Source organism: Actinocorallia herbida (assembly GCF_003751225.1).
Classification (GTDB): domain Bacteria; phylum Actinomycetota; class Actinomycetes; order Streptosporangiales; family Streptosporangiaceae; genus Actinocorallia; species Actinocorallia herbida.
This window is the reverse complement of the sequence record NZ_RJKE01000001.1, coordinates 4,233,598-4,258,167: the sequence shown is the minus strand read 5'-3', so window position 1 is coordinate 4,258,167 and position 24,570 is coordinate 4,233,598. Positions and strand designations below refer to the sequence as shown.

Here is a 24,570-nt window from a genome sequence, read left to right as displayed (position 1 = left end):
GCCGTCAGGGCTTGCCGTGGTCGCCGTCGGGGACGGCGGCGGCCGGGGCCTCCGCCGGAGCCGGGACGGGTCCGGGCGCCGGGACCGGCGGCGAGGGCGTCGGCCGCCGGTCGGTGACCAGGAACACCGCGGCCAGCACCATCGCCATCCCGAACGGCATGCTCCAGCTGAGCGGCTCGCCGAGGAACGCGGTGCCCCACAGCAGCCCGAACAGCGGCACGAGGAACGTGACGGACAGGGCGCCGGTCGGGCCCATCCGGGTCACCAGCCGGAAGAACAGGAAGAACCCGAGCGCGGTGGAGGCCAGGGCCAGGGTCACGACGGACAGGACGATGCCGCCGCTCGGCGTCTCCCGGGGCGGCAGCGCCAGGGAAGGTACCAGGAGTATGGCCGCCGCGGCGAGATTCTGCCCGGTTGCCGTGACCAGAGGATGGGTATCAGGAAACCTGATCTTGGTGTAGACGCCGCCGAGCGCGTAGAACAGCGCGGCCAGCAGACTGGCGCCGACCGCGAGGAGCATCATGCCGTCGATGTGCAGGGGCCCCAGGCCCACCAGCACCGCGACCCCCGCGACCCCCAGCAGCACCCCGGCGATCTGCGGACCCGACGGGCGGACGCGTCGGCGCACCGCGGTCACCGCGAGCGCGAACAGCGGCGTCGTGGCGTTGAGAATCGCCGCGAGAGACGCGGTGATCTCCAGTTCCGCGACGCCGATCAAGGTGAACGGAAAGGCGGCCATCAATGCGCCGAGGATGAGGAAGCCGCCCAGATCCCGCCGGATATCGGGCACTTTCCGCAGCAGCAGGCCGACCGCGAGCAAGGCCAGCCCGGCCAGCAGCACCCGCGCCTCGGTCATGCTCACCGGGCCGAGCACCGGCGCGGCCTCCCGCATGAACAGGAAGGACGCGCCCCACAGCGCGCCCACGGCGAGAAGGTACACAAAGTCGATGACGGCCATGGAACTCCCCGGGAAGCGACGGCGGAACGGTCCTTTGATATGCCACTACGATTGTTCGCGGCAAACAAAAGCAATTCATGCTGAGGATGCGGAAGGCTCATGAATCTCGCGCAACTCCGCGCCCTGCGCGCCGTGCACGAGGCCGGCAGCGTGACCGGCGCGGCCGATCTGCTGGGCGTCACGCAGTCCGCGGTGAGCCACGCGCTCACGTCCCTGGAGAACGAGCTCGGGATGCGGCTCGTCGTGCGGGAGCGGTCCGGGTGCTGCCTCACCGACGTCGGCCGGCGGCTGCTGCCCCATGTCAGCGCGGCGCTCCACCACGTCGAACGCTTCGCCGAGGAGGCGGCCGCCGCGTCCGGGCTGCTCGACGGGCGGGTGCGGATCGGCGCGTTCCCCAGCGCCTTCCGGGTCCTGCCCGGGGTCGTGCGCGCGTTCCGCAGACTGCACCCGGCCGTCGAGGTGGTCCTGCTGGAGGGCAACGACGCCGAAGTGGACGAGTGGATCCGCACCCGCGTCATCGACCTCGGTGTGGTCTCCGGCCCGCGCCCCGACCTGCGCACCGTACCGCTGGCAGCCGACGAGTTCCTCGCGGTGCTGCCCTCGGCGCACCCGCTCGCCGCCGAATGCGGCATCGCGCTGGCCGACCTTGCCGACGACCCGCTCCTGCTGTCGGGGGCGGGTTGCGAGCCCCTCATCAGCGCCCTCTACCGCGATCTCGGCCTGGAGTTCACGCCCGCGCGCCGGGTCCAGCGGATGGACACCCTGCTGGCCATGGTCCGCGAGGACCTCGGCGTCAGCGTCGTCCCGTCCCTGTCCCTGCCGGAGTCCTTCGACGGGATCAGGGCGGTCCCCCTGCGTCCCGCCGTCCCGCGCACCCTCTTGGTCGCCGCCCCCGCCGACGCCGATCCCACCCCCGCCGCCTGCGCCTTCCTCGACGCGCTCCCCGCCCACCCCGTCGGCCGCCCCGCGGCGCCCGCGCTCCCGCCGCCCGTCCCCGCCGCCGCGCCCTGACCCCGGGCGCGGCCGCCGATCAGGTGAACTGGTAGACGCGGACGTAGTCGACCAGCATCTTGGCCGGGAACGGCGTCTTGGTGTTCGGGCTGCCCGGGAACGGGCCGCCGACGGCGAGGTTCAGCACGAGGAAGAACGGATCGTCGAACACCCACTCGCCCGGCACCGCGGAGCGCTTGACGGTGTGCACGCGGACCCCGTCGACCTTCCACACGATGCTCTGCGCCGTCCAGTCGATCGTGAAGGTGTGGAAGGCCTTGCTGAAGGACTTCTTGTCCGGCTGCAGCTTGTACTGCTTGGTGAGGCCGACGCCGGAGTAGCCGGGGCCGTGGATCGTGGCGTGCGCGCGGCGCTTGTGGTCGCCGCGGCGCTCCATGATGTCGATCTCGCCGCAGTCCGGCCAGGGGTTGCTCAGGTAGTCCGCGCCCAGCATCCAGAAGGCGGGCCACAGCCCCTTGCCGTCGGGGCTCTTGACGCGCGCGGTGATCCGCCCGTGCGTCGTGCTGAACTTGCCCTCGGTGGTGATCCGCGCCGACGTGTACTTCTTGCCGTGCGACGCCTTCTTCCGCGCCGTGATGACCAGGTTCCCCTTGCCGTCGAGCCCCACGTTGTCACGCGAGTTGTACTCGAGTTCCCCCGTGTCGGGCGTCCCCGTCTCGATGATCCACCGCGACGCGGCAGGCTTCGCCCCGGCCTTCCCCGTGAACTCGTCGCTCCACACCAGTCGCACCCCGCGCTCGCCGCCCAGTACCGCCGCGGGCAGCGCGATGCCGGGAACGTCCCCCCGCACGACCACGGCCGTCCCGCCCACCGCGGCGACCGCCACCCCCGCCGCCACCACGACCCGTTGCACTTGATTCCTCATCGCCCCGCCCTCCCCGCCTCGCCCGTCCCCGACCTGGGAAGAATAGGACCATTCCCCACTCCGCGCCCACCCCTACCGGCGGTATCGGCAGTGGTCGGACGGCTCAGTGGTCGTCGAGGAGGCGTTCCATGTCGTAGGCGGCGTGGGAGGCGAGGGTGGCGGTGCCGCGCTCGTAGCGCTGGGTGGTGGTGGAGGAGGCGTGGCCCATGGCCTCCTGGACCTTCTCGCGGGGGACGCCGGCTTCGCGCAGGAGGCTGGCGAAGGTGGCGCGGGCGGTGTGCGGGGTGAGGCCGTGGGAGCTGACGCCCGCGGCGGTGGCCGCGCGGCGCAGGGCGGTGTAGGCGCGCCACCGGTCCCAGGGGCGGCCGTCGTCGGTGCGCAGGATCGGCTCGTAGGACGGGCGGCCGGAGATGAGGGGGAGCAGCAGGACGGCGAGAGCGGGCGGGATGGGCACGCGCGCCGTCTTGCCGCCTTTGCGGGCGAAGACCAGGACGCGGTGGCCCGCGTCGTCCTGGAGCTGGCCGACGGTCAGGGCGGTGACCTCGCCGACGCGCATGCCCGTCATGAACAGCAGCGTGACGCAGACGGCGTCTGCCGGATAGCGCACCAGGAAGTCGTCGGAGGCGGCCGCGGAGGTCAGGCCCTGTGCTTCTTCCTTCGTGCGCATCGGGGTGCGGCCTTCTCCCGACACGATGGGGCGTTCCACGAACCCGGGGTCGGCGGGGTTGGCGCGCAGCCCGGCGCGGCGCATCGCGTACCGGTAGAAGGACGACAGCGTCGACAGCCGCCGGGCCACGCTCGCCGCGCTCAGCGGCTTGCCCACGTCGCGGACGCCCGCGCGCGCCCGCCCGGTGGCGATGGTCTCCCGGTAGCCGACGATCGTGTCCTCGCTCACCGCGAGCAGTCCGATACCCGCTGCGTGCGCGTCGAGCCAGCGCAGGAACGCGGCGACGTCCTGCAACCGCGCCCGTCGGGTCTGCACCGATTTGGCCGCGGTGAGCCAGGCGGCGACGGTCGGCCAGGCGAGATCCCGCGGCAGGGCGTCGATCAGATCCACGTCCGCGCCTGGCACCTCCCCTCCGTCACCGCGCGCCCTGCGGGGTGACAGTCCGGCGATCGCGCCGACGCTCTCGACCATCGGCGCGGGCGCGGTGATCTCACGGCCGTCGTCGAGCCGGATCGTCTGCGGGGGGCGCACCCCGCTCGCCGGGCTGAAGACCGCGGACGGGACCAGGGCGTCTTTTTCGCTCACGCGGGTGTGCTCCTCGCTCGTGCCCAGGGTCGTTCTGACCCGGTTTCAAGATCATAAGCGTCTCACATAATTGAGATTATGTGAAGTCGCCACGCGGAAACACTTACGCGTATCGCGACACGCGTTAATGGTTACGCGCGAGCTGCACGCGTAAATGTAGGATCTTGGTCATGACCGAAGAGACCACCACCGCAGAACCGCAGGTCACCGCAGCACAGGGGCCGGACGGCGTCCCCGTCCCCCCGCCTCGCGGAGTGTGCGGGCTTGACGGGTGTGAGCTTCCGCTGCCGCCAGCCGGACGCGGAAGGCCGCCGAAATACTGCAGCAAGGCGCACGCCGACCAGGCGAGCCGGGAACGCCGCGCCGCCGATGCCGCCCTCGTCGACGAACCGCTCAAGCACGCCGAGGCCTTGGCCCAGCACGTCCCCGCCGCCATCGCCGCGCTACAGGCACAGCTCGGCCAGGTGACGGATCTGCTCGGCCAGGCGCAGACCGGCGCGCTGGCCCGGGTGGAGCGCGCCGAGGCCGAGACCCGCTCCGCGCGTCAGGCCGTCGCCGACGCCGAGGCGCGGGCCGACGCCGCGGAGGCCAGGGCCCAGCGCGCAGGAGAGGAGGCGCACGCCGACCGGACCGCCAAGCACACCGCGGAGCGCCGCGCGGCCGCCGCGCTCACCGACGCGGAGCGCGTCCGCGCCGAGGCGGCCGACCGTGTCGCCGCCCACCAGCAGGCCCGCACCACCGCGGAGACCGCGCTCACCGCCGCCGAGCAGGCGCGCGACAACGCCACCGCCGACCTCGTCCAGGCTCGTCAGGCCCACGACCACGAAGCCGACCGGCACCGCGCCCAGGCCGCCGCGCTCACCGCCCGCCTCGACGCCCAGAGCGCGGAGGCCGCCGGGCTCCGCGACGACCTCCGGCGAACCCGCGACGATCTCGCGGCGTCCCGCGAAGCCTTGGCGTCCGCGCAAGGACAGGCCGCCGCCCAGCAGGCCCGCGCCGACGCCGCCGACCAGGCGACGCAGGCGGCGCGGCGCGACGCCGACCAAGCCCGCCTGCGGGACGCCCGCGCCCTCGAAGAGTCCGGCGCGCAGGTCTCCGCCGCCCGCGCCGAAGCGGACCAGGCCCGCCGCGACCTCGCCGCGGCCCACGCCCGCTCCGCCGCCGACCAGGCCCTGCGCACCCGCCTGGAAGAAGACCTCGCCGCGGCCCGCGCCGAGGCCTCCACCCAGCGCGAACGCGCCGCCCGCGCCGAAGCCCGCCACACCCCGCCCACCGCGGCCGACCCCTCCAAGCCACCGGCCTGACCCAGTCGACGGGTAGGGCACGGTTCACCGCGCCCTACCCGTCAGCCGATGGGCATCCTGCTCACGAACGCGACTCGGCCGACGACCCCCTCCCCAACGGTGCGCGGGAGATCCGGGACCTCTGGCACACCGGAATCACCGTCGACCTCCGCTAACGGGAACCGATCTCTGCTGTTCGGCGACGCGGCGATCAACCGCGATCTCGGGACCTTCAACCCCAGCTCAAAGCGCCGCTCAACACCTTAGGATCGCGCCATTAGGGGTTTGGGCTTCTGTGGGCTGCACCCCTCCTGGGTACAGCAGCGGCCACGGCAGGCCGCGCGACGGAGAAGGAGCACTCTCATGGCGATTCTACGGATGGACAACGTCGGCATCGTCGTCGACGATCTCGAGGCCGCGGTCGCGTTCTTCGGTGAACTCGGCATGGAGCTGGAGGGCAAGGCGCAGATCGAGGGCATCTGGGCGGACCAGACCGTCGGACTCGACGGAGTCCGCTGCGACATCGCGATGATGCGGACCCCGGACGGCCACAGCCGACTCGAACTGGCGAAGTACCACAACCCCGCGGCGATCAGCTCCGGACCGCACAACCCGCCGCACAACACCCTGGGCATGCATCGCGTCATGTTCGCCGTCGACGACATCGAGGACGTCGTGGCCCGCCTGCGCACCCACGGCGCCGAACTCGTCGGCGAACTGGCCCGATTCGAGAACAGCTACCGGCTCTGCTACGTCCGCGGCCCCGAAGGCATCATCGTCGCCCTAGCCGAACAGCTCAACTGACCCCTTGCCACGTTCCGCCCGGCGCCGGTACCGAAACCCCGGCGACGCGGAGCCGTGCCGATGAACGCGCCGCCGCCACTCGCCTCAACCTGTGGACCATCGGCCGTGCAGAGAACGAGGGAGCCTTCCGGGCTGACGAAACGGCCATCCGCGTCGCCGCCGCGAAGCCCGACCTCGTCTGACGGGCGAGGCGGCGTCGTCCTGCGCGCGGCGTTCGGACTTCGGGGTGTCGGTAACGAAGCTGTCATGAAGTACACGCGTTGACGCTCGCCCCGGTGCGCGGTGGGATCTGCGCTTGGCGCTGTGCGCCGAGATCGACGGCTTGTTCGTCGCTCCCGAGCCGCCCCGGCTCCGGAGCACTTCACCCTGATCGGCTGCGAGCCGACCGGAGCCCTGCGGGAGGTCCTGCCGCACGCCGGAACCGACCGGGCCTGGCTGGCCGGCATCGCGCTGGACCCGGTGCACGACCCCCGGCAGCCGCCACCACGCGGCTGCCAACGCTACGACCACCATCCGCAGCATGTCGTCCCAGGTGCCGGCGATCAGGTCCTCGTTCCACCGGTCGGCCAGCAGCGGCCCGGTGTGCGGGTAGAGGGTGTTGGTGGTGTTCGGGTCGTCGACCCGCAGCATGGTGATCTTTCCCAGGTCGCGGATTCTCGGGGTGAGCGACTTGCCGACGAGGTCGAACAGCCCGAAGTTCACCAAGGTGGCGCCGTGGGTGTCGGTGGCGTGCTCGTGGATCGGCAAGTCTGTCTCGTTGCCGAGCAGCTCGTCCAGGGTGCAGTTGGCCTCGCGGGTGGTGGGGACGATCTGCTTGGTGCCGTAAGTCGACCGACTGGTCGGACACGTGGGTGTAGGTCGATAGAACGCGTCCACCGTGGATGTTCATGTCCCGGCCCGTGAGGCTCTTGCCGCGGACGGGGAAGCGCTGGCCGTCGGAGGAGGACATGGTGCCGCCGCTGAACTTCCCGGCCAGCTCCAGCTGGTAGTGGTGGTTGACCAGCACGGTGTTGGCCTCGCGGAGCGTCTCCTCGCGCACTTACCACTCCTGGGTCCAGGCGAGGGTGTCTCGTAGGAGACGCTGGTTCGCCAGACGCAGCAGCGCAGCTTGCGGGATCTCCAGAAGATCGTCAGGGATGTAACCGAGCCAGGGCAACGTGCACAACTGCACGGCCAACCCCAACCTGGCCTCCGGCCCCCGGCCCGGCGCGTCCAGGAACCCATGCTCGCGCGGCGTCAACGTGAAGTACTTCGTCAGCTCCTCACGCCCGATGTCCGGGAACGACCGCAGACGCTCCAACTGCTCATCCGACAGGAACCGAGCCGACATCAACCACCTCGCACGTCACAGAACACACGAACCATGACGAAACGTAGCCAAGGAGATCAACAACCGTCCCCGGAACCCAAATAACCGCAGTTCAGAGACATATCCGTTGGATTTCCGCCGTTTGCTACGGGGACCCCCTCACCGGCGGGCGTCGTCTCCGACGTGCGGTGGAGGAGTCCCGCTCTGTCGCGCCGGCGGAGCGGGACTCCTCGGTCGGGGGCGGCTCGGCGGTGCGCGGGGCCGGCGAGTCGCGGGCGTGGGCCGGCGGCTAGGGCCGGGCGGTCACGCGGGGGCTAGAGGGCGAGGGCCTGGTCGAAGGTGCCGGAGTTGGCGGTGGTCTCGCCGCGGATGGTGTAGGCGGCGGTGACGTTGGCGGTGCCGGGGCACAGGAAGCTGCTGCCGGACTGCTTGGCGAGGGACTGGTTGATGGTGACGTCGAGGTTGGCGTTGTTGTTGCCGTCGGCCGTGACGGTGCCCGCGTAGATGCAGGTGATGCTGAAGACACTGACGACGGCGCGGACGCGGAAGCCGCCGATGGTGACGGTGCCCTCGCGGCCGCCGACGACCGCAGTGGTGTTGTCGAACGAGCCGCCCGTCCAGGGGAGGCTCTGCGCGGTGACCGTGGTGTCGCCGCAGTCGGTGAAGGACGCGGTGTTGATGGTCAGCGCGCCGCCGGAGGTGACGGTGCCGAGCAGGGTCGAGGCGTTGCAGGTGCCGCCGCCGAGGGTGGTGGTGACCGAGGCGGTGCCGGACAGGGCGCCCTGGACGTTGCCGGAGTAGGTGGTGCTGGTGCCCGCCTTCTTGACCGGGGTCGCCGCGTACGCGGGCGCCGCCAGCGCCACCGCGGCGATGGACGCCGCGCCGATGACGACGGCCTTGCGAAGGGTGTTCATGAGTGGCTCCTTGGTCGGGGTGGGGATGCCAACGTGAACGTAAGAAATCATGACAGCCCGGTCAATATCTGAACGTTCTTCATCTCTGACCGGAAGATGACACTGTTTCGCGTTTGCCCGCCCCGTACTGCCCCACCCATCCCGATACTCGACCTACGGCGATCCATGTCGCAGAAACACATGGTTCCTGGATGATCGTCGGTGTTGTCATGGAACGGTCCTGCAACGGGCGGACGAGGGGTGGACGATGGGTCGCAGGTTGTTCTACGCCAACGAGGCACTGGCCTTCGTGCTGGAGATCGCCGCGCTGGTGGCACTGGGCTGGTGGGGGTTCACCCGCGACGGCGGGTTCGCCCTCCGGGCCCTGCTCGGCGTGGGTGCGCCGCTGGCCGGGGCCGTCATCTGGGGGTTGTTCGCCGCGCCGCGGGCCACCTTCAAGATCCCGGCGGCCGGGGTCCTCGCCGTCAAAGCGGTCTTCTTCCTGGCCGCCGCACTCGCCGCGGACGCGGTCTGGAACCCCACGACCGCCGCGGTCTTCGCGGTGATCGTCGTGGCCAACATCGCGGTGGCCACGACGGGCCGCTGATCCGGACGGCCGCCACGGTCGTCCCGGGCGCGAGGCCCGGTCCGGGGGTGCGGGTGCTGCCCCCGGACCGGGGCATTCGTCGCGGAGACGGGTCAGCGGCCGGTGCGCGCGCGGGTCCACATCTGGAGGTAGGCCTCGGGGCCGTTGGCGAGGTCGGTGAGCATCTCGGGCGGGGCGGTCTGGCGGAGGTCTTCGAGCCAGTCCGGGACGAGGCCGTAGTTGGCGACGCCCTCGGTGTTGTAGTCCCAGGTGCGCCGACCGGTGGTGAGCCGGTCGAAGGTGATGGACGGGTCGAACGGCGAGGTGAAGGGGTAGGCGACCTGGCTGCCGGTGCGGGGGCCGGGCAGGCTGGCGAAGCCGTTGGCGTCCAGGCCGACGCCGTAGCCGAACAGGTGTCCGGGATCGGAGGCGGCCTTCAGGGTGCGCCAGTAGGCGACGGCGCTGTCGGGGCGGGGCTGGATCTGGGTGGCCATGCCGCCGAGCCGGTAGAGGCGCGGCAGGAAGGACCGATCCGTCCAGTTGTGGGAGGACATGACGCCGCTGTAGCCGATCTTCTCCAGGAGGGTGAGGGTCTGGCCTGCGGCTTTGGCACTCATATGGTCGATCTCGACGATCATGCCGCGTTTCGCCATGCCGCGGATGGTGTACTCGCCGAGAGCGGTGAGGCCGTTCTTGTTGCAGTGGGGGCCGGCCGGATAGTTGGGCAGGACCGCGAGGGGGACGTCGAGCCACTCGCCGAGCGGCGGGGGCAGGGACCGCAGCGACATGAGGGTGTTGTCCGGGGGGCCGGTGCAGGGCTCGACCTGCCAGAACCGTCCGGTGCTGAGGAAGTTCCCGGCGTTGACGAGGAGGCCCGCGGTGCCGCCGTCGAATCGGACGCCGCACAGCGCGTTGTCGAACTTGTGGCAGATGAACATGCTGGACACGCCCAGGGCCTTGACCTCGTCGAGGCCGCGGTCGATCTGCGCCTTGGTGCACTTGGGGACACCGAGGAACTTGCCGCAGCCGAACGGCTCCGACGTCTCCATGCCGGTGACGACGGCGAGCCTGCCCTGGGCGATGACCTGGCGGGCCTGTTCCGGTGAGGTGACGAGCCGGAACCAGCCCTTGCCGGGTCCGCCGTTCAGGTCGTCGATGTAGGACTGCATCTCGCGGGCGCGCCGCATTTCGAGGCGGACGGTGTCCATCTCGTCGCAGCTGTTGAGCTTGAGCGGGTAGACGTCGCACAGGATCCGGTTGGCGACGAGCTGGTCCACGAGGATGCGCAGGCCGCCGCGCCAGGCCCGCTCCAGCCACTCGTGGTAGACCATCTGGTGGGTTTGGGAGTTGTGGGCGGGCCAGTAGCCGAAGGTCGGGTAGCCGTCGGTGGCGTGGGTGCCGGTGGGGGTGCCGTTCATGAAGAAGTTCTCGATGACGGCGTATTCGCCGTTCGGTCCGTGGTCGGGGCAGTCCCGCAGGGCCTCCTCGATCCCGTCGGGATCGAAGGGCTTGCCGCAGATGATCCGGCCGCCCATGTTCTCGTGGCCTTCGACGTGCGTGTGCGCGTCCAGTAGGCCCCGTACGGGTCCGTCCGCCGCGACCTCGAGGACCGCGGCGGGTTCCCGGGCCTCGGCGCGCCCGGGTTCCGCCACCGATCCCCAGCACACGAGGAAGGCGGCGAACCCGGCGAAAAAACGCGATGTCCTCCACATAACGTGAGAGTAATTCGCCTTATCGTGCCGGAGGGGACCCCATCTCGCCGGGCCCGTCGGCAGGACCGGAAACGGTCACCCGCCCCGGGGCGGCTTCACAGCTCCCAGAGCAGGACGGAACCGTCCAGTCCCCCCGCGACCGCGATCTGTTCGCGAGGGTGGAAGGCGACGGACATGATGACGCCGTCGTGGCCCAGCAGCGGGCTTCCGGTGGAACGCAGGAGTCCGTGCACGTCCCAGAGGGTGACCGACGGTTCTTGGCCGACCGAAGCGACCTTCTCACCCTCCGCGTCGAAGGCGACGTCGAAGACCACGCCCTTCCACTCCGTCACGAACGGGTCGCCGAGCGACCTGCCGGTGGCCGTGTCCCACAGGCGTACGGTGCGGTCGGCGCTACCGGTGGCCAGCGTCCTCCCGTCGGGGCTGAACGCCCCGCAGGTGACGCCCCCCGCGTGGCCGGTGAGAGGTTCACCGAGCCGGTCGCCGGAGGCGGGATCCCACAGCGACGCCGACCCGTCCTGGCCGCAGGTCGCGAGAACGGATCCGTCGGGGCTGTAGGTGACCGCCGAGGCGGACCCGCCGTGACCGGTCGGCACCCGGTCGGAGGTCCGGCCGGTGGAGATGTCGAGGAACACCAGGAGGCCCTTGCCGTCGACCGTCGCGATGGTGCGGCCGTCGGGACTGAACGCCGTCGTGCACTCGCTGCCCAAGACGTCGGGGAAGCGGTGCAGGGTCTCGCCGGTCCGCGGATCCCAGACCGCGGGTCCGGACAGGAGCGCCGCGCCGGGCCCGAAGTGAAGGCTCCCGGCGTACCCGTCCTCGATGGTGCGGACCAGGATGCCGGCGGGCATGTCCCAGACCCTGATGGCGCCGTTCTCGTCGGCGACCGCCAGGAGGGAGCCGTCGGGTGAGTAGGCGAGTGCCCGGACGCCGGCCCCGTTCGCCTTCATCACGACGCGGGGCCGGATCATCGCGGTGTCGATCCCCTTGGCGATCGGCACCGCCGTGGACAGGACCTTGCTCGCCAGAATGCCGCCCCCCGCGACGACGACCAGCGCGCCCGCGCCGATCAGCAGCCGCCGCCGGAGCACCGGGCGGGCGAGCGGCGCGGCCGGAACAGGTACGAAGCCGGTCAGGGGCGGCGGCGGGGCGGGCGCGACGTGGGGTACGGGGACCACGGCGGAGGCCGACGGCCCGGCGGGCGGGGCCCATCCCGAGGCCGTCACCGGGGGCAGGTACCGGCGCAGGGCCGCCGCGATCCGCGCCGCGGGCGGACGCCGGGCCGGGTCCGGGTCGGTGAGGGCGGCGATGAGCGGGCCGAGCGGTCCGGTGCGGGAGGTGGGGCGGGGTTCGCCCGAGACCGCGAAGGCCAGGAGCACGCCGAGCGACCACAGGTCGTCGACGGCCGTGGCGGTGTGGCCACCGCCGAAGCCGATCAGGACGGTGCCCTGCTCCGCCAGCAGGACGCGGCCGGGTGTCAGGCCACCGTGGGCGAGGCCGGCGGCGTGCACGACGGCGAGCGCGTCGGCGATCCGGGCTCCGACCCGGGCCGCGTCCTCGAGGGTCATGACGCCGTCTTCGGTGACGGTCCTGGCGAGGGTGCGACCGGTGACGTGGTCGGTGACGGTCCACCCGCCGTCCACCTCGGCGACGAGCGCGTGGACCGCGGCGATGCCCGGGTGGCGGAGGGCCGCGATCCGGTCCGCGGCCCTGGCCGCGGCGGCGGCCCATGCCTCGGGGTCGGCGTCGCGCGGCCGGGCGAGCCAGGCGAGGGACACGTGCCGGCCGACCCGTTCGTCGTGTGCCGTCCACACCGTCCCGGCGTCGATGGATTCGAGCATGCGGTAGCGGCCCGCCACGAACCCGCCTGTCCTCTGTGTCACGCAGGCAGACAACCACCCCGAGGACCACCGTGAGAAGTCAAGATCGACAATTGTGATCAGGGAGCGGTGATTCCCCGTCTGTTCTTTCCCGGGTTCAGGGTGGGCCGGGCCGGGTGAGGGCGTCGATCTTGCGGAGCAGGTGGGCGCGGTCGGGGGCGGTGCCGGCGAGGTCGAGGGCCTGGCGGTAGGCCGTGACGGCTTCGGGGACGCGGTCGAGGCGGGTGAGGAGTTCCGCCCTGGCGACGAAGAACGGGTGGTGGCGGCGCAGACGGGGGTCGTCTGCGAGGGCGTCGAGGAGATCGAGGCCGGCTTGGGGGCCGTCGCGCATCGCCACCGCGACGGCGCGGTTCAGGGCGATGACGGGGGACGGGGTGACGGCGAGGAGGACGTCGTACAGGGCGACGATCTGGGACCAGTCGGTCGCGTCGGCGTCGGCCGCCTCATCGTGGAGGGCTGCGATGGCGGCCTGGACGCCGTAGGGGCCGGGTGGGCCGCCCGTCAGGGCCTGGACGGTGAGGGCGGCGCCCTCGTCGATCATCGGCCGGTCCCAGAGGGCGCGGTCCTGGTCGGCGAGCAGGACGAGGGCGCCGTCGGGGCCGGTGCGGGCGGCACGGCGGGCGTGCACGAGGAGCATGAGCGCCAGCAGGCCCGCGGTCTCGCGTTCGCCGGGCAGCAGCCGGTGCAGGATACGGGCCAGCCGGATCGCCTCCTCGGCGAGGTCGGCGCGTTGCAGGTGCGGGCCGGAGCTCGCCACGTACCCCTCGGTGAACAGCGAGTAGAGCACCTGGAGGACGCCGGGAAGCCGGGCGGGCAGCTCGTCGGAGGCCGGGACGCGGAACGGGATGCGGGCCCGGCTGATCTTCTTCTTCGCGCGGACGATCCGCTGGGCCATGGTCGCGGTCGGCGTGAGGAACGCGCGGGCGACCTCCGGCGTGGTGAGCCCGGCCAGGCAGCGCAGGGTCAGCGCGCCGCGGTCCTCGGCCGCCAGCGCCGGGTGGGCGCAGGTGAAGAACAGGGCGAGCCGTTCATCCGGCAGGCCGCCGTCCTCGGCCGGGGCCGCCTCGCCCTCCCGTTCGGCTTCGGCCTGGAGGATCGCCAGCCGGGCCGCGTACGCCTGGTCGCGGCGCAGCCGGTCGACGGCGCGGCGCCGGGCCGTGGTCAGCAGCCAGGCGCCGGGCCGTTCCGGGACACCGTCGATCGGCCAGCGCGCGAGCGCCGCCTCGATCGCCTCGGAGGTGACGTCCTCGGCGAGGTCGAGGTCGCCGAACCTGCGGACGAGGGCGGCGAGGAGCCGTCCGCGCTCCTCCCGGAACACGTGCTCCACCGAGGCGTTCGCCCGGGACTCCTCGCCGGTGCCCTCGTCCGGCACGGTCAGGCCCCGAAGTCGGCGATCGGCCGGACCACGATCGCGCCGCCGCCGCGGGAGCCCGGGCAGCGGGCCGCCCACTCCAGCGCGACGTCCAGGTCGGGCACGTCGATCACGTAGAAGCCGCCGATGAGCTCCCGGGTTTCGGCGAACGGCCCGTCGGTGACGGTCCGCTCCCCGTCCGGGCCGACCCGGACCATCGTGGCGGTCACCAGGTCGGCCAGGGACTCGCCGGCGACGAGGATTCCCGCGTCGCGGACCTGCTTGTCGTAGGCCATCCAGTCGTCTGGCGTGCAGCCCTCGGCCGCTCCGCTCTCGTCGGCCGCTCCCGCGTGGATCAGCAGCAGGTACTTCATGTCGGGCTCCCATCGATGGTGCTCGGCTGCGCGGCGGGCGCCGCACGTCATGACGACGAACGGGATCACGCCCTATCGACGGCCTCTCCGGTAAAACTTCCGCCAAGGCCGGGGACGGCGGCGCGTTCAGCCGCCGACGGTCCAGCGGCCGTCGCGCATGAGGTCGCGGCCGGTGAGTTCGTCGGCCTCGCGCCAGGCCTGGACGAGCCGTGGCCGCACCCGGAAGTACGCGTAGGGGCTGGTGAGGGTCCGTGGATCGAACCCGGTCTTGGCCGCGAAGGCGTCCCCGAGCGCCTCGGTGAGATCCCCAGGTCCAAGGGTCTCCACGGTGCCCTCGATGAGGACGACGTCGCGGGTCGGGCCGATGCCTGCTCGGACGCGTCCGGTGGCGCGCAGGTTCCGCGCGGTGGGGCTCCCGGCAGGGGTCGACAGGAGCAGCGTGGCCCCGTCCCAGAGGAAGGACAGCGGGACCAGGTAGGGAAAGCCGCCTTCGGGGTCGGCCGTGGCGATCCAGGCGTCGACGTCGCTCTCCAGCCGGGCCAGGGTGTCGGCCTTGCGCCGGTCCGGAGTGCGGGGCGGCGGTGTCATCTGTTCCTCCGGAGCGGCCGGGCCCGGCCGTCGCCTCGGCCGGGGTGGACGACGACCGTACCGCCCGCCTCCGACAGTTCCGCGAATCCGCTGGTCAGCGCGTCGGTACGGCGTCCAGGAGCGCCCGGATGACGGCTGACCGCCGCGGGGGAGGTCTTCCGTCCCGTGATATGCCTGCCGCGTGAAGGGACCCCCACGACCGCCATCGCCGTTCGGCGCGGTCAGGGAATCGTTGGGGGAGCGGTGGAAGGGTGAAGGCCCGGGGGAGTCGGGTACGAGCTGGGCGGCGCGTCAGGGCCATGAGGGTCGTCGCCGTTCGAGCGGTCGATCAGGCACGGGAAGGAGGACGCGATCCGGTTCTCCGCTCTGCGCCGGGTCCCGATCCGCCTGACGGGTGAACCCGTGCGGTGCCGCCATTGCCACCTGCACGAGCCCCGGACTCCCGCGGCTCCTTGAGGGCCGCAGGGCTCGCCTCTCCTAACGCCCACCCGACGGCCCCGGTTCCCCGGCCGGGAGATCTCGACCGAAACCATCACCACCGTCCCGAACGGCACCGGACACGGAGAACCCGACATCGCGGAAGGCGATCTCCCTTCCCCGCGCCCGAACCGTGCGACAGGTCCTCGACACGGCGGGCACGCGGCCCGGCACCGGGCCATGGGGGAGACCTCCCCGGCCGGGGCCTTCGGCTTCGGGGTCAGGTGCGGGCGCGGAGGGCGGTGACGGCCTGGTCGGTCTCCTCGGTGATCAGGTCGGCGTTCAGGTGGGCGGCGGCGAGGGCGGCCGCGGCGGCCGCTCCCCCGACCTGTGCCGACAAATCGGACACGTTGCCCGCGACGAAGACGCCGGGGACCGCGGTGCGGCCGGTGGGGTCGGCGGTGATCTGCTCGCCCATGCCGCTCGGGTGCGGGTCCGGGGCCAGGCCGAGGGGGGCGAGGAAGTCGGCGCGGGCCCGCATCGGGGCGCCGACCGCGACCGCCGCGCGCTTGACGACGGTCCCGTCGGCGAGGCGGACTCCGGTGAGGATTCCGTCGTCGGCTTCCAGCGCGGTCACTTCGCCGTCGATGATCGCGATGCCGCGGGCGGTGAGCTGTTCGGCCTGTTCGGGGGTCGGCGGGGCCGCGGTGTGGGTGAACAGGGTGACGTCCGCGGTCCACTGCCGGAAGAGCAGTGCCTGGTGGACGGCCATGGGCCCGACGCCGAGGACGCCGATGGGCTCGTCGCGGATCTCCCATCCGTGGCAGTAGGGACAGTGCACGACCCCTCTCCCCCACTGCTCTAGCAAACCGGGCATATCGGGCAGTTCGTCCACGAGTCCGGTCGCGACGAGGATGCGCCGCGCCTTGACGGCCCGGCCGTCGGCGAGCGCCACGGTGAAGTCCCCCGAGGCACCGGTGATCGCGGCGACCTCGCCGGACGCCACGTGGCCTCCGTAGGACCGGACCTCGGCCCTTCCCCGCGCGAGAAGCTCGGCGGGCGGCACGCCGTCTCGGGCGAACAGGCCGTGCACCGCCTCGGCGGGCGCGTTTCTGGGCTCACCTGCGTCGATGACGGCGACGGAGCGCCGGGCGCGGGCGAGCATCAGCCCTCCGCTGAGCCCGGCCGCTCCCCCGCCGATGACGACGGCTTCGTAGTCCGCGCCGAGGGTGTCGGACGCGCTGATCTGGTCGTTCATGTCGTGTACCTCCACTCCCCCACCCTGCGGGCAACCCGGCAGAACCCGCAAGCTTCCTTGCCGTTCCAGCAAACCGAAGGACGATCGGCGGCTCGGGTGTCCGGCCGCGGTATCCGCACGTCGATGGGGTGTGCCCGCCGCCGCGCTGCCGGGACCGGACGGGGGTCGTCGCCGGTGTGGCAAGCTCGGGAGGGTGGACGAGGATCTGGACCGGGCGTTGGAGGCGGTCGGGCCGCGGCTGCGGTCGTTGCGGCGGGAGCGGGAGCGGACGCTCACGGATCTGGCGGCGGCGACCGGGATCTCGGTCAGCACGCTGTCGCGGCTGGAGTCCGGCGCCCGCAAGCCGACGCTGGAGCTGCTGTTTCCGCTCGCCCGTGCCTACGGGGTCACGCTGGACGAGCTGGTGGACGCGCCGCCGACGGGTGATCCGCGCGTCCATCTGCGGCCGGTGTCGCGGTACGGGATGACGATGCTGCCGCTGACCCGCCGCGCCGACGGGATCCAGGCCTTCAAGCTGGTGATCGCCGGGGGCCCGCGACGCGAGCCCGATCCGCAGACCCATGAGGGCTATGAGTGGCTGTACGTCCTGAACGGCCGCCTGCGCGTGGTCCTGGGAGAGCACGACCTGATCCTGTCCCCCGGTGAGGCCGCCGAGTTCGACACCCGGGTTCCGCACTGGTTCGGCGCGGCCGACGCCGAGCCCGTCGAGTTCCTGTCCCTGTTCGGCAGCCAGGGTGAGCGCGCCCACCTGCGGGCCAGGCCGAAGTCCCGCCCCGGCTCCTGACCCGCCCGGCCGCGGAAGACCCGCGGTGCGGATGTGACGACGCGGGGTCCCGCGCCACGAAGCGACCGGCGGCACGTCGGGGAGGTGACGCGTTTCGTCGGATCCCAGGGGCCGAGTCGCTGTCAGGTGAGCTGGCCGACGACCTGAAGGTGCCCGGTGCGGTGGGCCGAGCAGGGGACGGCGTTCGACGGCGCGCAGACACCGCTTCTGCTGGCTGGCGGGGCGTCCAGGGCACGGGCCGCGAGCTCGGGTGCGTCGTCCCGCCGGACGACCGCGGGACCGAGCCCGAGCTCGGTGAAGAAGTGGTCCAGCGCGGTGAGGTGGGCGTCGACGGAGTCGGAGGCGCGGTGGAGGACGGTCTTCATCTGGGTCTTGTAGTCGCGCACGGCGAAGTCGCGGACGGCGAGGTCGCGGACGGCGAGGTCGCGGTCGTGGGAGTCGGTGAGCGGATTGCCGTCCAGGCCGCTCGCGTCGCGCCAGGCGAGGAGGGCTCGGACGCGGGAGTCGTAGGCGCGTCGGTGTCGCCGTCCGGCGGGGCCGCGGCGTAGGCGGCGTGGATCGTGGTGAACGCCTCGGGTACCGCTTGGTGCTGCCGCCCCACATGGTCCTCGCAGCATCAGAGGCATCTCGGGCGGTGGCGCGGAACGGCTCTCCTCGGTGTGGGACTCGGGTGACGTTGTTCATGTCTGTATGCGCGAGGGTCGTGTCTGTTCGTGCGGAGAAACATGACTGGCGGCGTGCCGATTTACACTCGGTGCATGGAGCGGAGATGACCTTCATCCTCGACACTCGGGAGGTGGCTCCCTCTGATCGCGAGGAGGCGATCAGGGAGGTGATCTGGGGGTCGGTGGTGCGGGTGGAGATCGATCACCATCGGGATCCGGAGCGGATCGCGGCGTGGGGGCGGATCGGTGATGTCGCGGGGGTGAACATCTGCACGATCCGATCGAACGCGACGACGATCCGGCGGACGCCGGCGCTGGTCAACGATGATCTGGAACCGTCGGTGTTCGTGAGCCTGCAGCGGTCGGGCACCAGCGCGGTGATCCAGGGGGACCGGCAGGCGATCCTGCATGCGGGAGACCTGGCCGTCTACGACACCGAGCAGCCCTACGTGCTGCTCAACGACGGGGGCATCGATCTGCACTACTTCCGGATCCGGCAGCGGGATCTGGGATTGAGCCCGGACGCGGTCGCGGCGGTCACCGCGGTCAGACTCGGTGCGGGGGATCCCGTCGCGGAGCTGGCGGCCGGGCATCTGCGGCGGCTGGCCGAAGCTCAGGGACGGCTGACCGTCAGGCAGGCTCAATTGCTGGCTCCGCCGACCTTGGACCTGCTGCGCGCGGCCCTCACCAGCGTGCTCGGTGACGACCGCGCCTCGGCGCAGCCCTGGGGCGCGGTGCTGGAGGCACGGATCTTCGAGTTCGTCCGCGAGAATCTCACCGATCATGGGCTGACTCCGGCGCGGATCGCGCACGCTCACGGGATCTCGCTGCGGCGGTTGTACGCGGTGATGGCGGGCGCCGGGGTCAATCTGGCCCCGTGGATCCGTGACCAGCGGCTCGCCCACGCCCGGCGGCTGCTGATCGCGCCGAGCGCAGACCGGCTGACCATCGAGGCGGTCGCCCGCCGGTCGGGGTTCGTCAGCGCCGCTCACTTCAGCCGCGTCTTCAAGACCGCCTACGGCCTGTCCCCGCGCGACTGGCGGAACGACAAGCTTCCCGGCCACCGGACGCCGGCGGCCGGGAGGATGACTCCGCCGGCCCGTTAGGGGAACCGCTGGACGAACCGCAGCGCGGTCTCGGCGACCTCCTTCCAGCCCGAGTCGATCGTCAAGGCGTGGCCACGGCCGGGGATCTCGACGATCTCGGTGACCGCCTCGTTACCGGACTGCTTCTTGTAGGCGGCGTTGGTGAGCGCCCACGGCACGGTGTGGTCCTTTTCGCCCGAGATCAGCAGGAGCGGCCCGCGGTCGGGGTTGCCGGTGTCGACCTTGGTCTGCGACCAGGGGTTGAAATTCGCCGCCGCCGCCTGGAACAAAGGCTCGCCCGGCGCCGGGACGGCGAACGTTTCATACAGCTCGCGGGCCTCGGTCTCGGCGACGGCGTTGGCGAAGGCGTACCGGAACTGCTCGAAGGTGAGCGGGACGGCGCGGTGATAGTTGGCGGGGTTGCCCAGCACCGGACGGGCCGAGCGCAGGGAGGAGATCGGGAGCGGCAGGACACCCTGGAAGGGGGCGGGGTCGATCGCGACCGAGACGGCCGACAGGCCGCGCCCGGCGAGAATCTGGGTGATGAGGCCGCCGAAGGAATGCCCGATCACGACCGGTGTGCGGGACAGCCGTCCGATCACCTCGGCGAAGTGATCGGAGACCTCCGCGACGCCCTTCCCTGCGAACACCTCAGGATGGGCGTTGGCTTCTTCGACGGTCTCGGGATCACCGGGCCAGCCCGGCGCCAGCGCGATGTAGCCGGCGTCCTCGAACAGGGTCGCCCAGCGGTCCCAGCTGGACGGCAGGAGCCACAGGCCGTGGACGAACACCACCGGAGTGCGGCCCGAGGTGTTCGCGCGTTCGACGGCGACGAGTTCGTGGTCGGTGAGCATGGGTTCTTCTCTTCTCAGCGGGTATGCAGAACGTCGGACAGGAACGCGGTCGCCTGGGCGATCGCGGCGCGGGCGGCAGCGGTGTCGCGCTGGGCCTTGGGCATCACGAAGTCGTGGATGATGCCCTGCTCCGGCCCGAGATCGAACAGGAACGACGGAGCTGCGGTGGCCTCCGCGAACGCCCGCGCCGCGGGCTTCCGGTACCTGTCGTGCACCCATCGCATCTCAGCTCTCGCCTCACGGCCGCTCCACCCCTTGGCACTGCGCCCTTCCAAGAAATGATCACCGCAGGGGCCGTAGACGGCCTTGCCTCGGCCTGCAGACCCCTTGCCGGTCTGTGCGCGTTCTCCACCACGTTCAGCCCGAAATCGGTCTCCCGCCGGAGATCGCGGTGGCGTACTTCAGGATGACGTCGTAGCTGCTGGTGATGATGTCCCACCGGATCGGCCTGGTCAGCGCAGAGCCGAGCAGCGGGCTGGCACCTTCGGGGCGACGTCGGCGAACGGGTCGTCCGACAGGCCGACCTTGCGGATCGCGGTCAGCTTGGTCACCTCCCGCTCGATCGTCTTCACCGACACGTTGCCCGGCTCCTCGAGGATCGTCGCGAACACGTCCACCGCGTTGGCATCGGCCTGGCCGCCAATTCCTGTACCGAGCCTCCTCGCGGGTCGGCTCGCCAGGGGCGGGGTCATTGCTCCTTGGCCCGGCGGTAGATCACCGCGAGGTCTATCGCGGCGATGAGGGCGGTGGCCGTGGTGATGGCGGCGATGACCCAGGGGGCGGCGCCGGGGCCTGAGCCGTGCAGGGCGCGGAGGGTGAAGACGATCGTGGCGATGACGGCGGCGACGAGGGCGATGGTGGACAGGACCGCGCGGAAGCGGAGGGCGCTGCGGGCGGTGACGGGTTCGGTGCCCGGCCGCTGGTGCGATCGACCATCATGCTTGTCGCGATTGTCCATACAGGTCCGGTTTCCTGTGGTGTGCGGGTGAAACCGAGGATCCGGGCTTGGCGCTGCCACGGGGCTGGCTTGGCGCGACGGTGGGCCTGAAGTGGGGAGGTTTTCCCTAGCGGACGTGTGCGCGGGCACGTCCGACGGGGAGGGAGGGGCGCATGGACGAAGTCGATTTCGCCGCGGTCTTCGACGCCATGCCGATCCCCACGAGCGTGCTGTCGCCCGACGGGACGTTCCTGACGGTCAACCGCGCCTACGAGAAGGCGTCCGGGCGATCTCGCGAGGAGCTGGTCGGGGCGAAGCTCATCGAGCGGTTCCCGGGAGGTCCGGCCGACCAGGGCCCGGAGGCGGTCCAGGCGTCGCTGGCCCGGGTCGTCGCCGAGCACCGCATCGATGTGATGCCGCTGCTGCGCTACGACGTGGAGTCGCCGGAGGGCGTGGTGGAGGAACGGTACTGGAGCCTGATGAACGCGCCGGTCTTCGGCCCGGACGGCGAGGTCAGGTACATCATCCACCGGGGCGAGGAGGCCACCGACTTCGTCAGGAAGGTCCGCGGGCGGCGTGCCGCGTCCCGCGCCGCGACCCCGGAGCCCTCGGGCCGGGGCGGCCTGTTCGGGCTGGAGGCGCGCCTCCAGGTCATCGAGGCCGACCTGTACGCCCGCACCTCCGAGCTCCAGGCCGACAATCTGCGGCTGCACGGCGCGCGTGAGCGCGACACCCGCGACGCGGACCGGTTGCGCCGCGAGATGGAGAAGCAGCGCAGGGCCGTCGCCGACACCTCACACGACCTGCGCGGCCCGATCACGGGCCTGCAGACCCGGCTCCAGGTGGCGCTGGAGGATCCGCTGGCCGACCCGCAGGACATCCTGCGGGCGGCACTGCTGGACGCCGAGCGGCTCGGCGCCATCGTGGGGGATCTGCTGGAGCTGGCCCGGCTCGACGCCAGGGCGCCGACGAAGACCGCGCCGGTGGACCTCGCCGAGATCGTCCGGACGGGTCTGGGGCACCGTTCGGCCGGGGAGCCGGAGATCGGGACCCTGCTGGCGAAGGGCGCGGTGGTGCAGGGGTCGGCGGTGCGGCTGGCGCGGGTCGTGGACAACCTCATCGACAACGCCGCGCGGCACGCCGGCACGCGGATCGAGGTGGAGGTGGCGGTCGAGGGCGGGCACGCGGTCCTGCGGGTCCACGACGACGGTCCGGGCATCCCCGAGGAGGACCGGGAGGCGGTGTTCGCCCGGTTCTACCGCCGGGCCGACGCGCGGGCGGCGGACCCGTCGGGGACGGGGCTGGGCCTGGCGATCTCCCGCGAGATCGCGCACGCCCACGGCGGCACCCTGCACGTGGCCGACAGCGCGACCGGCGCCCTGCTGGAACTGCGGATCCCGCTGCGCGTCTCCCCTACTGCCGGAAGCCTGCGGTGATCTTGCCGAACTCCCAGGGGTGCTGCTCGGTTCCGCTACAGTCCGTGACGGGATCGCCGCCTGAAGGGCAGGGGCGGTCGCGGTTGACCGACCAGAAGGAGAGCCTGCCGAGGCCGCGGGCGGACGCCCAGTCGCGCAGGCGGGTCCAGGTCTGCGGGGTGGTGATCTCGCCGTCGTCGGAGACGCCGTTCATGCCGGAGACACCGGTCATCCGGTAGGCGGTGGCGGCGTCCCAGCCGTGCACGGCCATCAGCCGGTCCTTGAGGTTCTCGGCGGCGGCGACGGTGTCGGCGTACATGTCGCTGCTGCCGCCGAAGTTGAACGGCATCACGGTGTAGTTGTCGACCGGGGCGTCCAGGGCGGCGGCCCTCTCCAGGAGGCGCTGCCCCCACTTGTCGAGTCCCTTTTTGTCGGTGCTCGTGGTGATGATCAGGGCGATGTCGGGGTTGTCGGCCTTGATGATCTTCAGGGCCTTGAGGATGCGGTCCTGGACGGCGGCGTTGCCCAATTCGTCGTCATTTTCGATGTCGAAGTCGAGCGCGGTGGGCGCGAGGGCGTCGATGACCTTCTGGACGGCGCCCGCGTACGCCTCCGGGGTGGCGCAGCGCGGGCCGAGCTTGCGGCCGGACCAACCGCCGAACGACACGTGGACCTGCCCGCCCGCGTCCTTGATCGCCTGCGCGGTCTCGGCCTCGGGCCCGCCGCGCAGCGGGCGCTTGCCGTCGAACGCGGGCGCGCACCCGCCGCCGGACAGGGCGAAGGCGAGGGTGAAGGCGGTGATGCCGGTGGCGTCCATGACCTTGTGCGGCTGCGGCGGCCTGCCCCAGCCGAGGTGCAGGTAGGGCGCGGAGGCGATCGGCGCGGCGCCGGGCCCGGTGTCCTGCGCCGCGGTCGTGGTGGGCGAGGTCGGGGGCGGCGCGGGCTCCTCGTCGCCGACGGCGGCCAGGACTCCGACGCACAGCGCCCCCGCGGCGACGCCCGCGGCGATCCCGATGCCCAGGTGGACGCCCTTCATGCGCTGATTCCTCCGGATGCCCTCAGCGGCGCCCCCGCGTGCCGTCGGGGGCGGTCCCCGTCGCGTCCCCGGGGAGCGTTCCGCCCAAAGCCTAGAGGGCGTGCGGCCCCCCGGACGCCGGAGGTCCGTCCCGGTTCGCCGAGTTTCCGGATGGCGGGCGCGGGGAGAGAGGTCATAATCACTCTGAGTGATCAAGGAGAGGGGTCAGGATGCGGGTCGTCGTCATCGGCGCCACGGGGAGTCTCGGTCTCAGCACCATGCGGGCGCTGTCCGCAGAACCCGGGGTCACCTCGTTGCTGGGGGTCGCCCGGCGCCGTCCCGATCTCGAGGTGGAGGGCGCGGGCTGGGCGCGCGCCGACATCACCACGGACCCGCTGGACGAGCTGTTCGCGGGCGCGGGCGCGGTCGTCCACCTGGCGTGGGCGTTCCATCCGGCGCGCGATCCGGTGGCGACCTGGCGCACGAACGTGCTGGGGACCACGCGGGTGCTCCAGGCCGCGGCGCGCACGGGCGTCGGCGCGGTCGTGTACGCCTCGTCCGTCGCCGCCTACGCGCCGGGACCGCCCGACAGGCGGGTCGCCGAGGACTGGCCGACCTTCGGCTACCCGACCTCGGCCTACAGCCGCGAGAAGGCCTATGTGGAGCGGCTGCTGGACACCTTCGAGATCGACCGGCCCGATATCCGGGTGGTGCGGCTGCGGCCCGGCCTGGTGTTCGGCAGGCACGCCGCCTCGGCGCAGCGGCGGGTCTTCGCCGGTCCGCTGCTGCCCGCGGTGCTGCTGCGTCCTGGCCGGGTCCCGGTGATCCCCGACGTGCCGGGGCTGCGGTTCCAGGCCCTGCACGGCGACGACGCGGCGCGTGCGTTCGCGCTGGCGGCGCTGCGGCCGGTGCGCGGTCCGTTCAACCTGGCGGCCGAGCCCGTCCTGGACGGCCCTGCGGTCGCGGCGGTGCTGGGCGCGCGCACGGTCCGGATGAGCGCGGGGACGGTGCGGGCCGCGCTGGCCGCCGCCTACCGGCTGCGCCTGGCGCCGGTCGGGCCCGAGCTGTTCGACCTGGTCCTGCGGCTGCCGCTGATGGACACCGCGCGGGCCCGCGCGGAGCTGCACTGGACTCCGCTGCGTTCGGCGGCCTCGGCCCTTCCGGAGCTGATCGAGGGGCTGCGGGACGGGGCGGGCGCGGCGACGCCGGTCCTGGCACCGAGCCCGTCGGGGGCCGAGCGGGTGCGGGAGCTGTGGTCGGGGGCCCGAGGGTGA

Annotated in this window: 26 protein-coding genes and 1 pseudogene; 8 read left to right on the top strand and 19 right to left on the bottom strand. The window is 72.1% G+C overall.

Features of this window, described 5'->3' with window-relative positions; all coding sequences use genetic code 11:
- Positions 1-4: 4 nt before the first annotated feature.
- Positions 5-958: a DMT family transporter gene (locus tag EDD29_RS19670; RefSeq protein ID WP_123665817.1), complete on the bottom strand. Its 954-nt coding sequence runs from the start codon at positions 956-958 to the stop codon at positions 5-7.
- A 99-nt stretch (positions 959-1,057) separates the two neighbouring features.
- On the opposite strand from EDD29_RS19670, the gene EDD29_RS19665 reads away from it, so the two are divergent.
- On the top strand, positions 1,058-1,969 hold the full coding sequence (locus EDD29_RS19665; protein WP_123665816.1) for a LysR family transcriptional regulator: 912 nt from the start codon (positions 1,058-1,060) through the stop codon (positions 1,967-1,969).
- 19 nt (positions 1,970-1,988) lie between these two features.
- Here EDD29_RS19665 and EDD29_RS19660 read toward each other — a convergent pair whose 3' ends face one another.
- Both EDD29_RS19660 and EDD29_RS19655 read right to left on the bottom strand, forming a co-directional pair.
- Entirely contained in the window at positions 1,989-2,834 is an 846-nt protein-coding gene (locus EDD29_RS19660) for a glycoside hydrolase family 16 protein (protein ID WP_123665815.1), read from the bottom strand.
- Between the two features lie 103 nt (positions 2,835-2,937).
- A complete protein-coding gene (locus tag EDD29_RS19655) occupies positions 2,938-4,086 on the bottom strand; it encodes a tyrosine-type recombinase/integrase (RefSeq protein WP_123665814.1) in 1,149 nt (382 codons plus the stop codon).
- Between the two features lie 170 nt (positions 4,087-4,256).
- Here EDD29_RS19655 and EDD29_RS19650 point away from each other — a divergent pair, with 170 nt between their 5' ends.
- Both EDD29_RS19650 and EDD29_RS19645 read left to right on the top strand, forming a co-directional pair.
- Positions 4,257-5,390, top strand: coding sequence for a coiled-coil domain-containing protein (locus tag EDD29_RS19650; protein WP_123665813.1), 1,134 nt, complete (start codon positions 4,257-4,259; stop codon positions 5,388-5,390).
- Positions 5,391-5,747: 357 nt separating this feature from the next.
- Entirely contained in the window at positions 5,748-6,173 is a 426-nt protein-coding gene (locus tag EDD29_RS19645; protein WP_211360311.1) for a VOC family protein, read from the top strand.
- 84 nt (positions 6,174-6,257) lie between these two features.
- On the opposite strand, the gene EDD29_RS19640 is transcribed toward EDD29_RS19645, so the two are convergent.
- The 4 genes and pseudogenes from EDD29_RS19640 to EDD29_RS19630 all read right to left on the bottom strand — a co-directional run bounded on the left by EDD29_RS19640 (position 6,258) and on the right by EDD29_RS19630 (position 8,396).
- Entirely contained in the window at positions 6,258-7,049 is a 792-nt protein-coding gene (locus tag EDD29_RS19640) for a transposase (protein WP_246052861.1), read from the bottom strand.
- Positions 7,050-7,059: 10 nt separating this feature from the next.
- Positions 7,060-7,179, bottom strand: a pseudogene (locus tag EDD29_RS48130) (Tn3 family transposase); the annotation flags it as partial.
- A 33-nt stretch (positions 7,180-7,212) separates the two neighbouring features.
- The gene (locus EDD29_RS19635) at positions 7,213-7,503 is read right to left on the bottom strand and encodes a DUF4158 domain-containing protein (protein WP_123665810.1); all 291 of its coding nucleotides are present in this window, start codon (positions 7,501-7,503) and stop codon (positions 7,213-7,215) included.
- Between the two features lie 293 nt (positions 7,504-7,796).
- On the bottom strand, positions 7,797-8,396 hold the full coding sequence (locus EDD29_RS19630) for a hypothetical protein (protein WP_123665809.1): 600 nt from the start codon (positions 8,394-8,396) through the stop codon (positions 7,797-7,799).
- 247 nt (positions 8,397-8,643) lie between these two features.
- Here EDD29_RS19630 and EDD29_RS19625 point away from each other — a divergent pair, with 247 nt between their 5' ends.
- Positions 8,644-8,982 carry a YrdB family protein gene (locus tag EDD29_RS19625; RefSeq protein WP_123665808.1) on the top strand — a complete coding sequence of 113 codons (339 nt, stop codon included), beginning with the start codon at positions 8,644-8,646 and terminating at the stop codon, positions 8,980-8,982.
- Between the two features lie 92 nt (positions 8,983-9,074).
- Here the strand turns inward: EDD29_RS19625 and EDD29_RS19620 are convergent, their stop codons facing one another.
- From EDD29_RS19620 to EDD29_RS19595, 6 genes are all read right to left on the bottom strand, one after another.
- The gene (locus EDD29_RS19620) at positions 9,075-10,673 is read right to left on the bottom strand and encodes an amidohydrolase family protein (protein WP_148086022.1); all 1,599 of its coding nucleotides are present in this window, start codon (positions 10,671-10,673) and stop codon (positions 9,075-9,077) included.
- 95 nt (positions 10,674-10,768) lie between these two features.
- Positions 10,769-12,556: a protein kinase family protein gene (locus EDD29_RS19615; RefSeq protein WP_148086021.1), complete on the bottom strand. Its 1,788-nt coding sequence runs from the start codon at positions 12,554-12,556 to the stop codon at positions 10,769-10,771.
- Between the two features lie 94 nt (positions 12,557-12,650).
- Positions 12,651-13,925 (bottom strand): RNA polymerase sigma factor, encoded by a 1,275-nt coding sequence (locus EDD29_RS19610; RefSeq protein ID WP_123665805.1) that lies wholly within the window; start codon positions 13,923-13,925, stop codon positions 12,651-12,653.
- Between the two features lie 2 nt (positions 13,926-13,927).
- Complete coding sequence (locus EDD29_RS19605) at positions 13,928-14,278, bottom strand: YciI family protein (protein ID WP_123670574.1); 351 nt, start codon at positions 14,276-14,278, stop codon at positions 13,928-13,930.
- 126 nt (positions 14,279-14,404) lie between these two features.
- Positions 14,405-14,866, bottom strand: coding sequence for a pyridoxamine 5'-phosphate oxidase family protein (locus EDD29_RS19600; RefSeq protein WP_123665804.1), 462 nt, complete (start codon positions 14,864-14,866; stop codon positions 14,405-14,407).
- Positions 14,867-15,563: 697 nt separating this feature from the next.
- Positions 15,564-16,541: an NAD(P)/FAD-dependent oxidoreductase gene (locus tag EDD29_RS19595; protein ID WP_123665803.1), complete on the bottom strand. Its 978-nt coding sequence runs from the start codon at positions 16,539-16,541 to the stop codon at positions 15,564-15,566.
- A 193-nt stretch (positions 16,542-16,734) separates the two neighbouring features.
- Here EDD29_RS19595 and EDD29_RS19590 point away from each other — a divergent pair, with 193 nt between their 5' ends.
- Positions 16,735-17,325, top strand: coding sequence for a helix-turn-helix domain-containing protein (locus EDD29_RS19590; protein WP_123665802.1), 591 nt, complete (start codon positions 16,735-16,737; stop codon positions 17,323-17,325).
- A gap of 122 nt (positions 17,326-17,447) precedes the next feature.
- Here EDD29_RS19590 and EDD29_RS44935 read toward each other — a convergent pair whose 3' ends face one another.
- Positions 17,448-17,942 (bottom strand): hypothetical protein, encoded by a 495-nt coding sequence (locus tag EDD29_RS44935; protein ID WP_148086020.1) that lies wholly within the window; start codon positions 17,940-17,942, stop codon positions 17,448-17,450.
- A gap of 86 nt (positions 17,943-18,028) precedes the next feature.
- Between EDD29_RS44935 and EDD29_RS19580 the strand changes: the two genes are divergently transcribed.
- On the top strand, positions 18,029-19,096 hold the full coding sequence (locus EDD29_RS19580) for a helix-turn-helix domain-containing protein (protein WP_170201470.1): 1,068 nt from the start codon (positions 18,029-18,031) through the stop codon (positions 19,094-19,096).
- Here EDD29_RS19580 and EDD29_RS19575 read toward each other — a convergent pair.
- The 4 genes from EDD29_RS19575 to EDD29_RS19565 form a co-directional block, all read right to left on the bottom strand.
- Positions 19,093-19,929 carry an alpha/beta hydrolase gene (locus EDD29_RS19575; protein ID WP_123665799.1) on the bottom strand — a complete coding sequence of 279 codons (837 nt, stop codon included), beginning with the start codon at positions 19,927-19,929 and terminating at the stop codon, positions 19,093-19,095. The two genes, EDD29_RS19580 and EDD29_RS19575, sit on opposite strands and share 4 nt — an antisense overlap.
- Positions 19,930-19,943: 14 nt before the next feature.
- Positions 19,944-20,153 (bottom strand): hypothetical protein, encoded by a 210-nt coding sequence (locus EDD29_RS46370; RefSeq protein WP_211359801.1) that lies wholly within the window; start codon positions 20,151-20,153, stop codon positions 19,944-19,946.
- A gap of 228 nt (positions 20,154-20,381) precedes the next feature.
- Positions 20,382-20,621 (bottom strand): hypothetical protein, encoded by a 240-nt coding sequence (locus EDD29_RS44930; RefSeq protein WP_148086018.1) that lies wholly within the window; start codon positions 20,619-20,621, stop codon positions 20,382-20,384.
- On the bottom strand, positions 20,618-20,887 hold the full coding sequence (locus EDD29_RS19565; RefSeq protein ID WP_123665798.1) for a DUF6343 family protein: 270 nt from the start codon (positions 20,885-20,887) through the stop codon (positions 20,618-20,620). The genes EDD29_RS44930 and EDD29_RS19565 overlap by 4 nt, the downstream gene beginning before the upstream one ends.
- Positions 20,888-21,039: 152 nt before the next feature.
- Between EDD29_RS19565 and EDD29_RS19560 the strand changes: the two genes are divergently transcribed.
- A complete protein-coding gene (locus EDD29_RS19560) occupies positions 21,040-22,302 on the top strand; it encodes a sensor histidine kinase (protein WP_123665797.1) in 1,263 nt (420 codons plus the stop codon).
- Here EDD29_RS19560 and EDD29_RS19555 read toward each other — a convergent pair.
- The gene (locus tag EDD29_RS19555) at positions 22,280-23,317 is read right to left on the bottom strand and encodes a chitinase (protein ID WP_123665796.1); all 1,038 of its coding nucleotides are present in this window, start codon (positions 23,315-23,317) and stop codon (positions 22,280-22,282) included. The genes EDD29_RS19560 and EDD29_RS19555 overlap by 23 nt on opposite strands.
- A gap of 209 nt (positions 23,318-23,526) precedes the next feature.
- Between EDD29_RS19555 and EDD29_RS19550 the strand changes: the two genes are divergently transcribed.
- Positions 23,527-24,570 (top strand): NAD-dependent epimerase/dehydratase family protein, encoded by a 1,044-nt coding sequence (locus tag EDD29_RS19550; RefSeq protein ID WP_123665795.1) that lies wholly within the window; start codon positions 23,527-23,529, stop codon positions 24,568-24,570.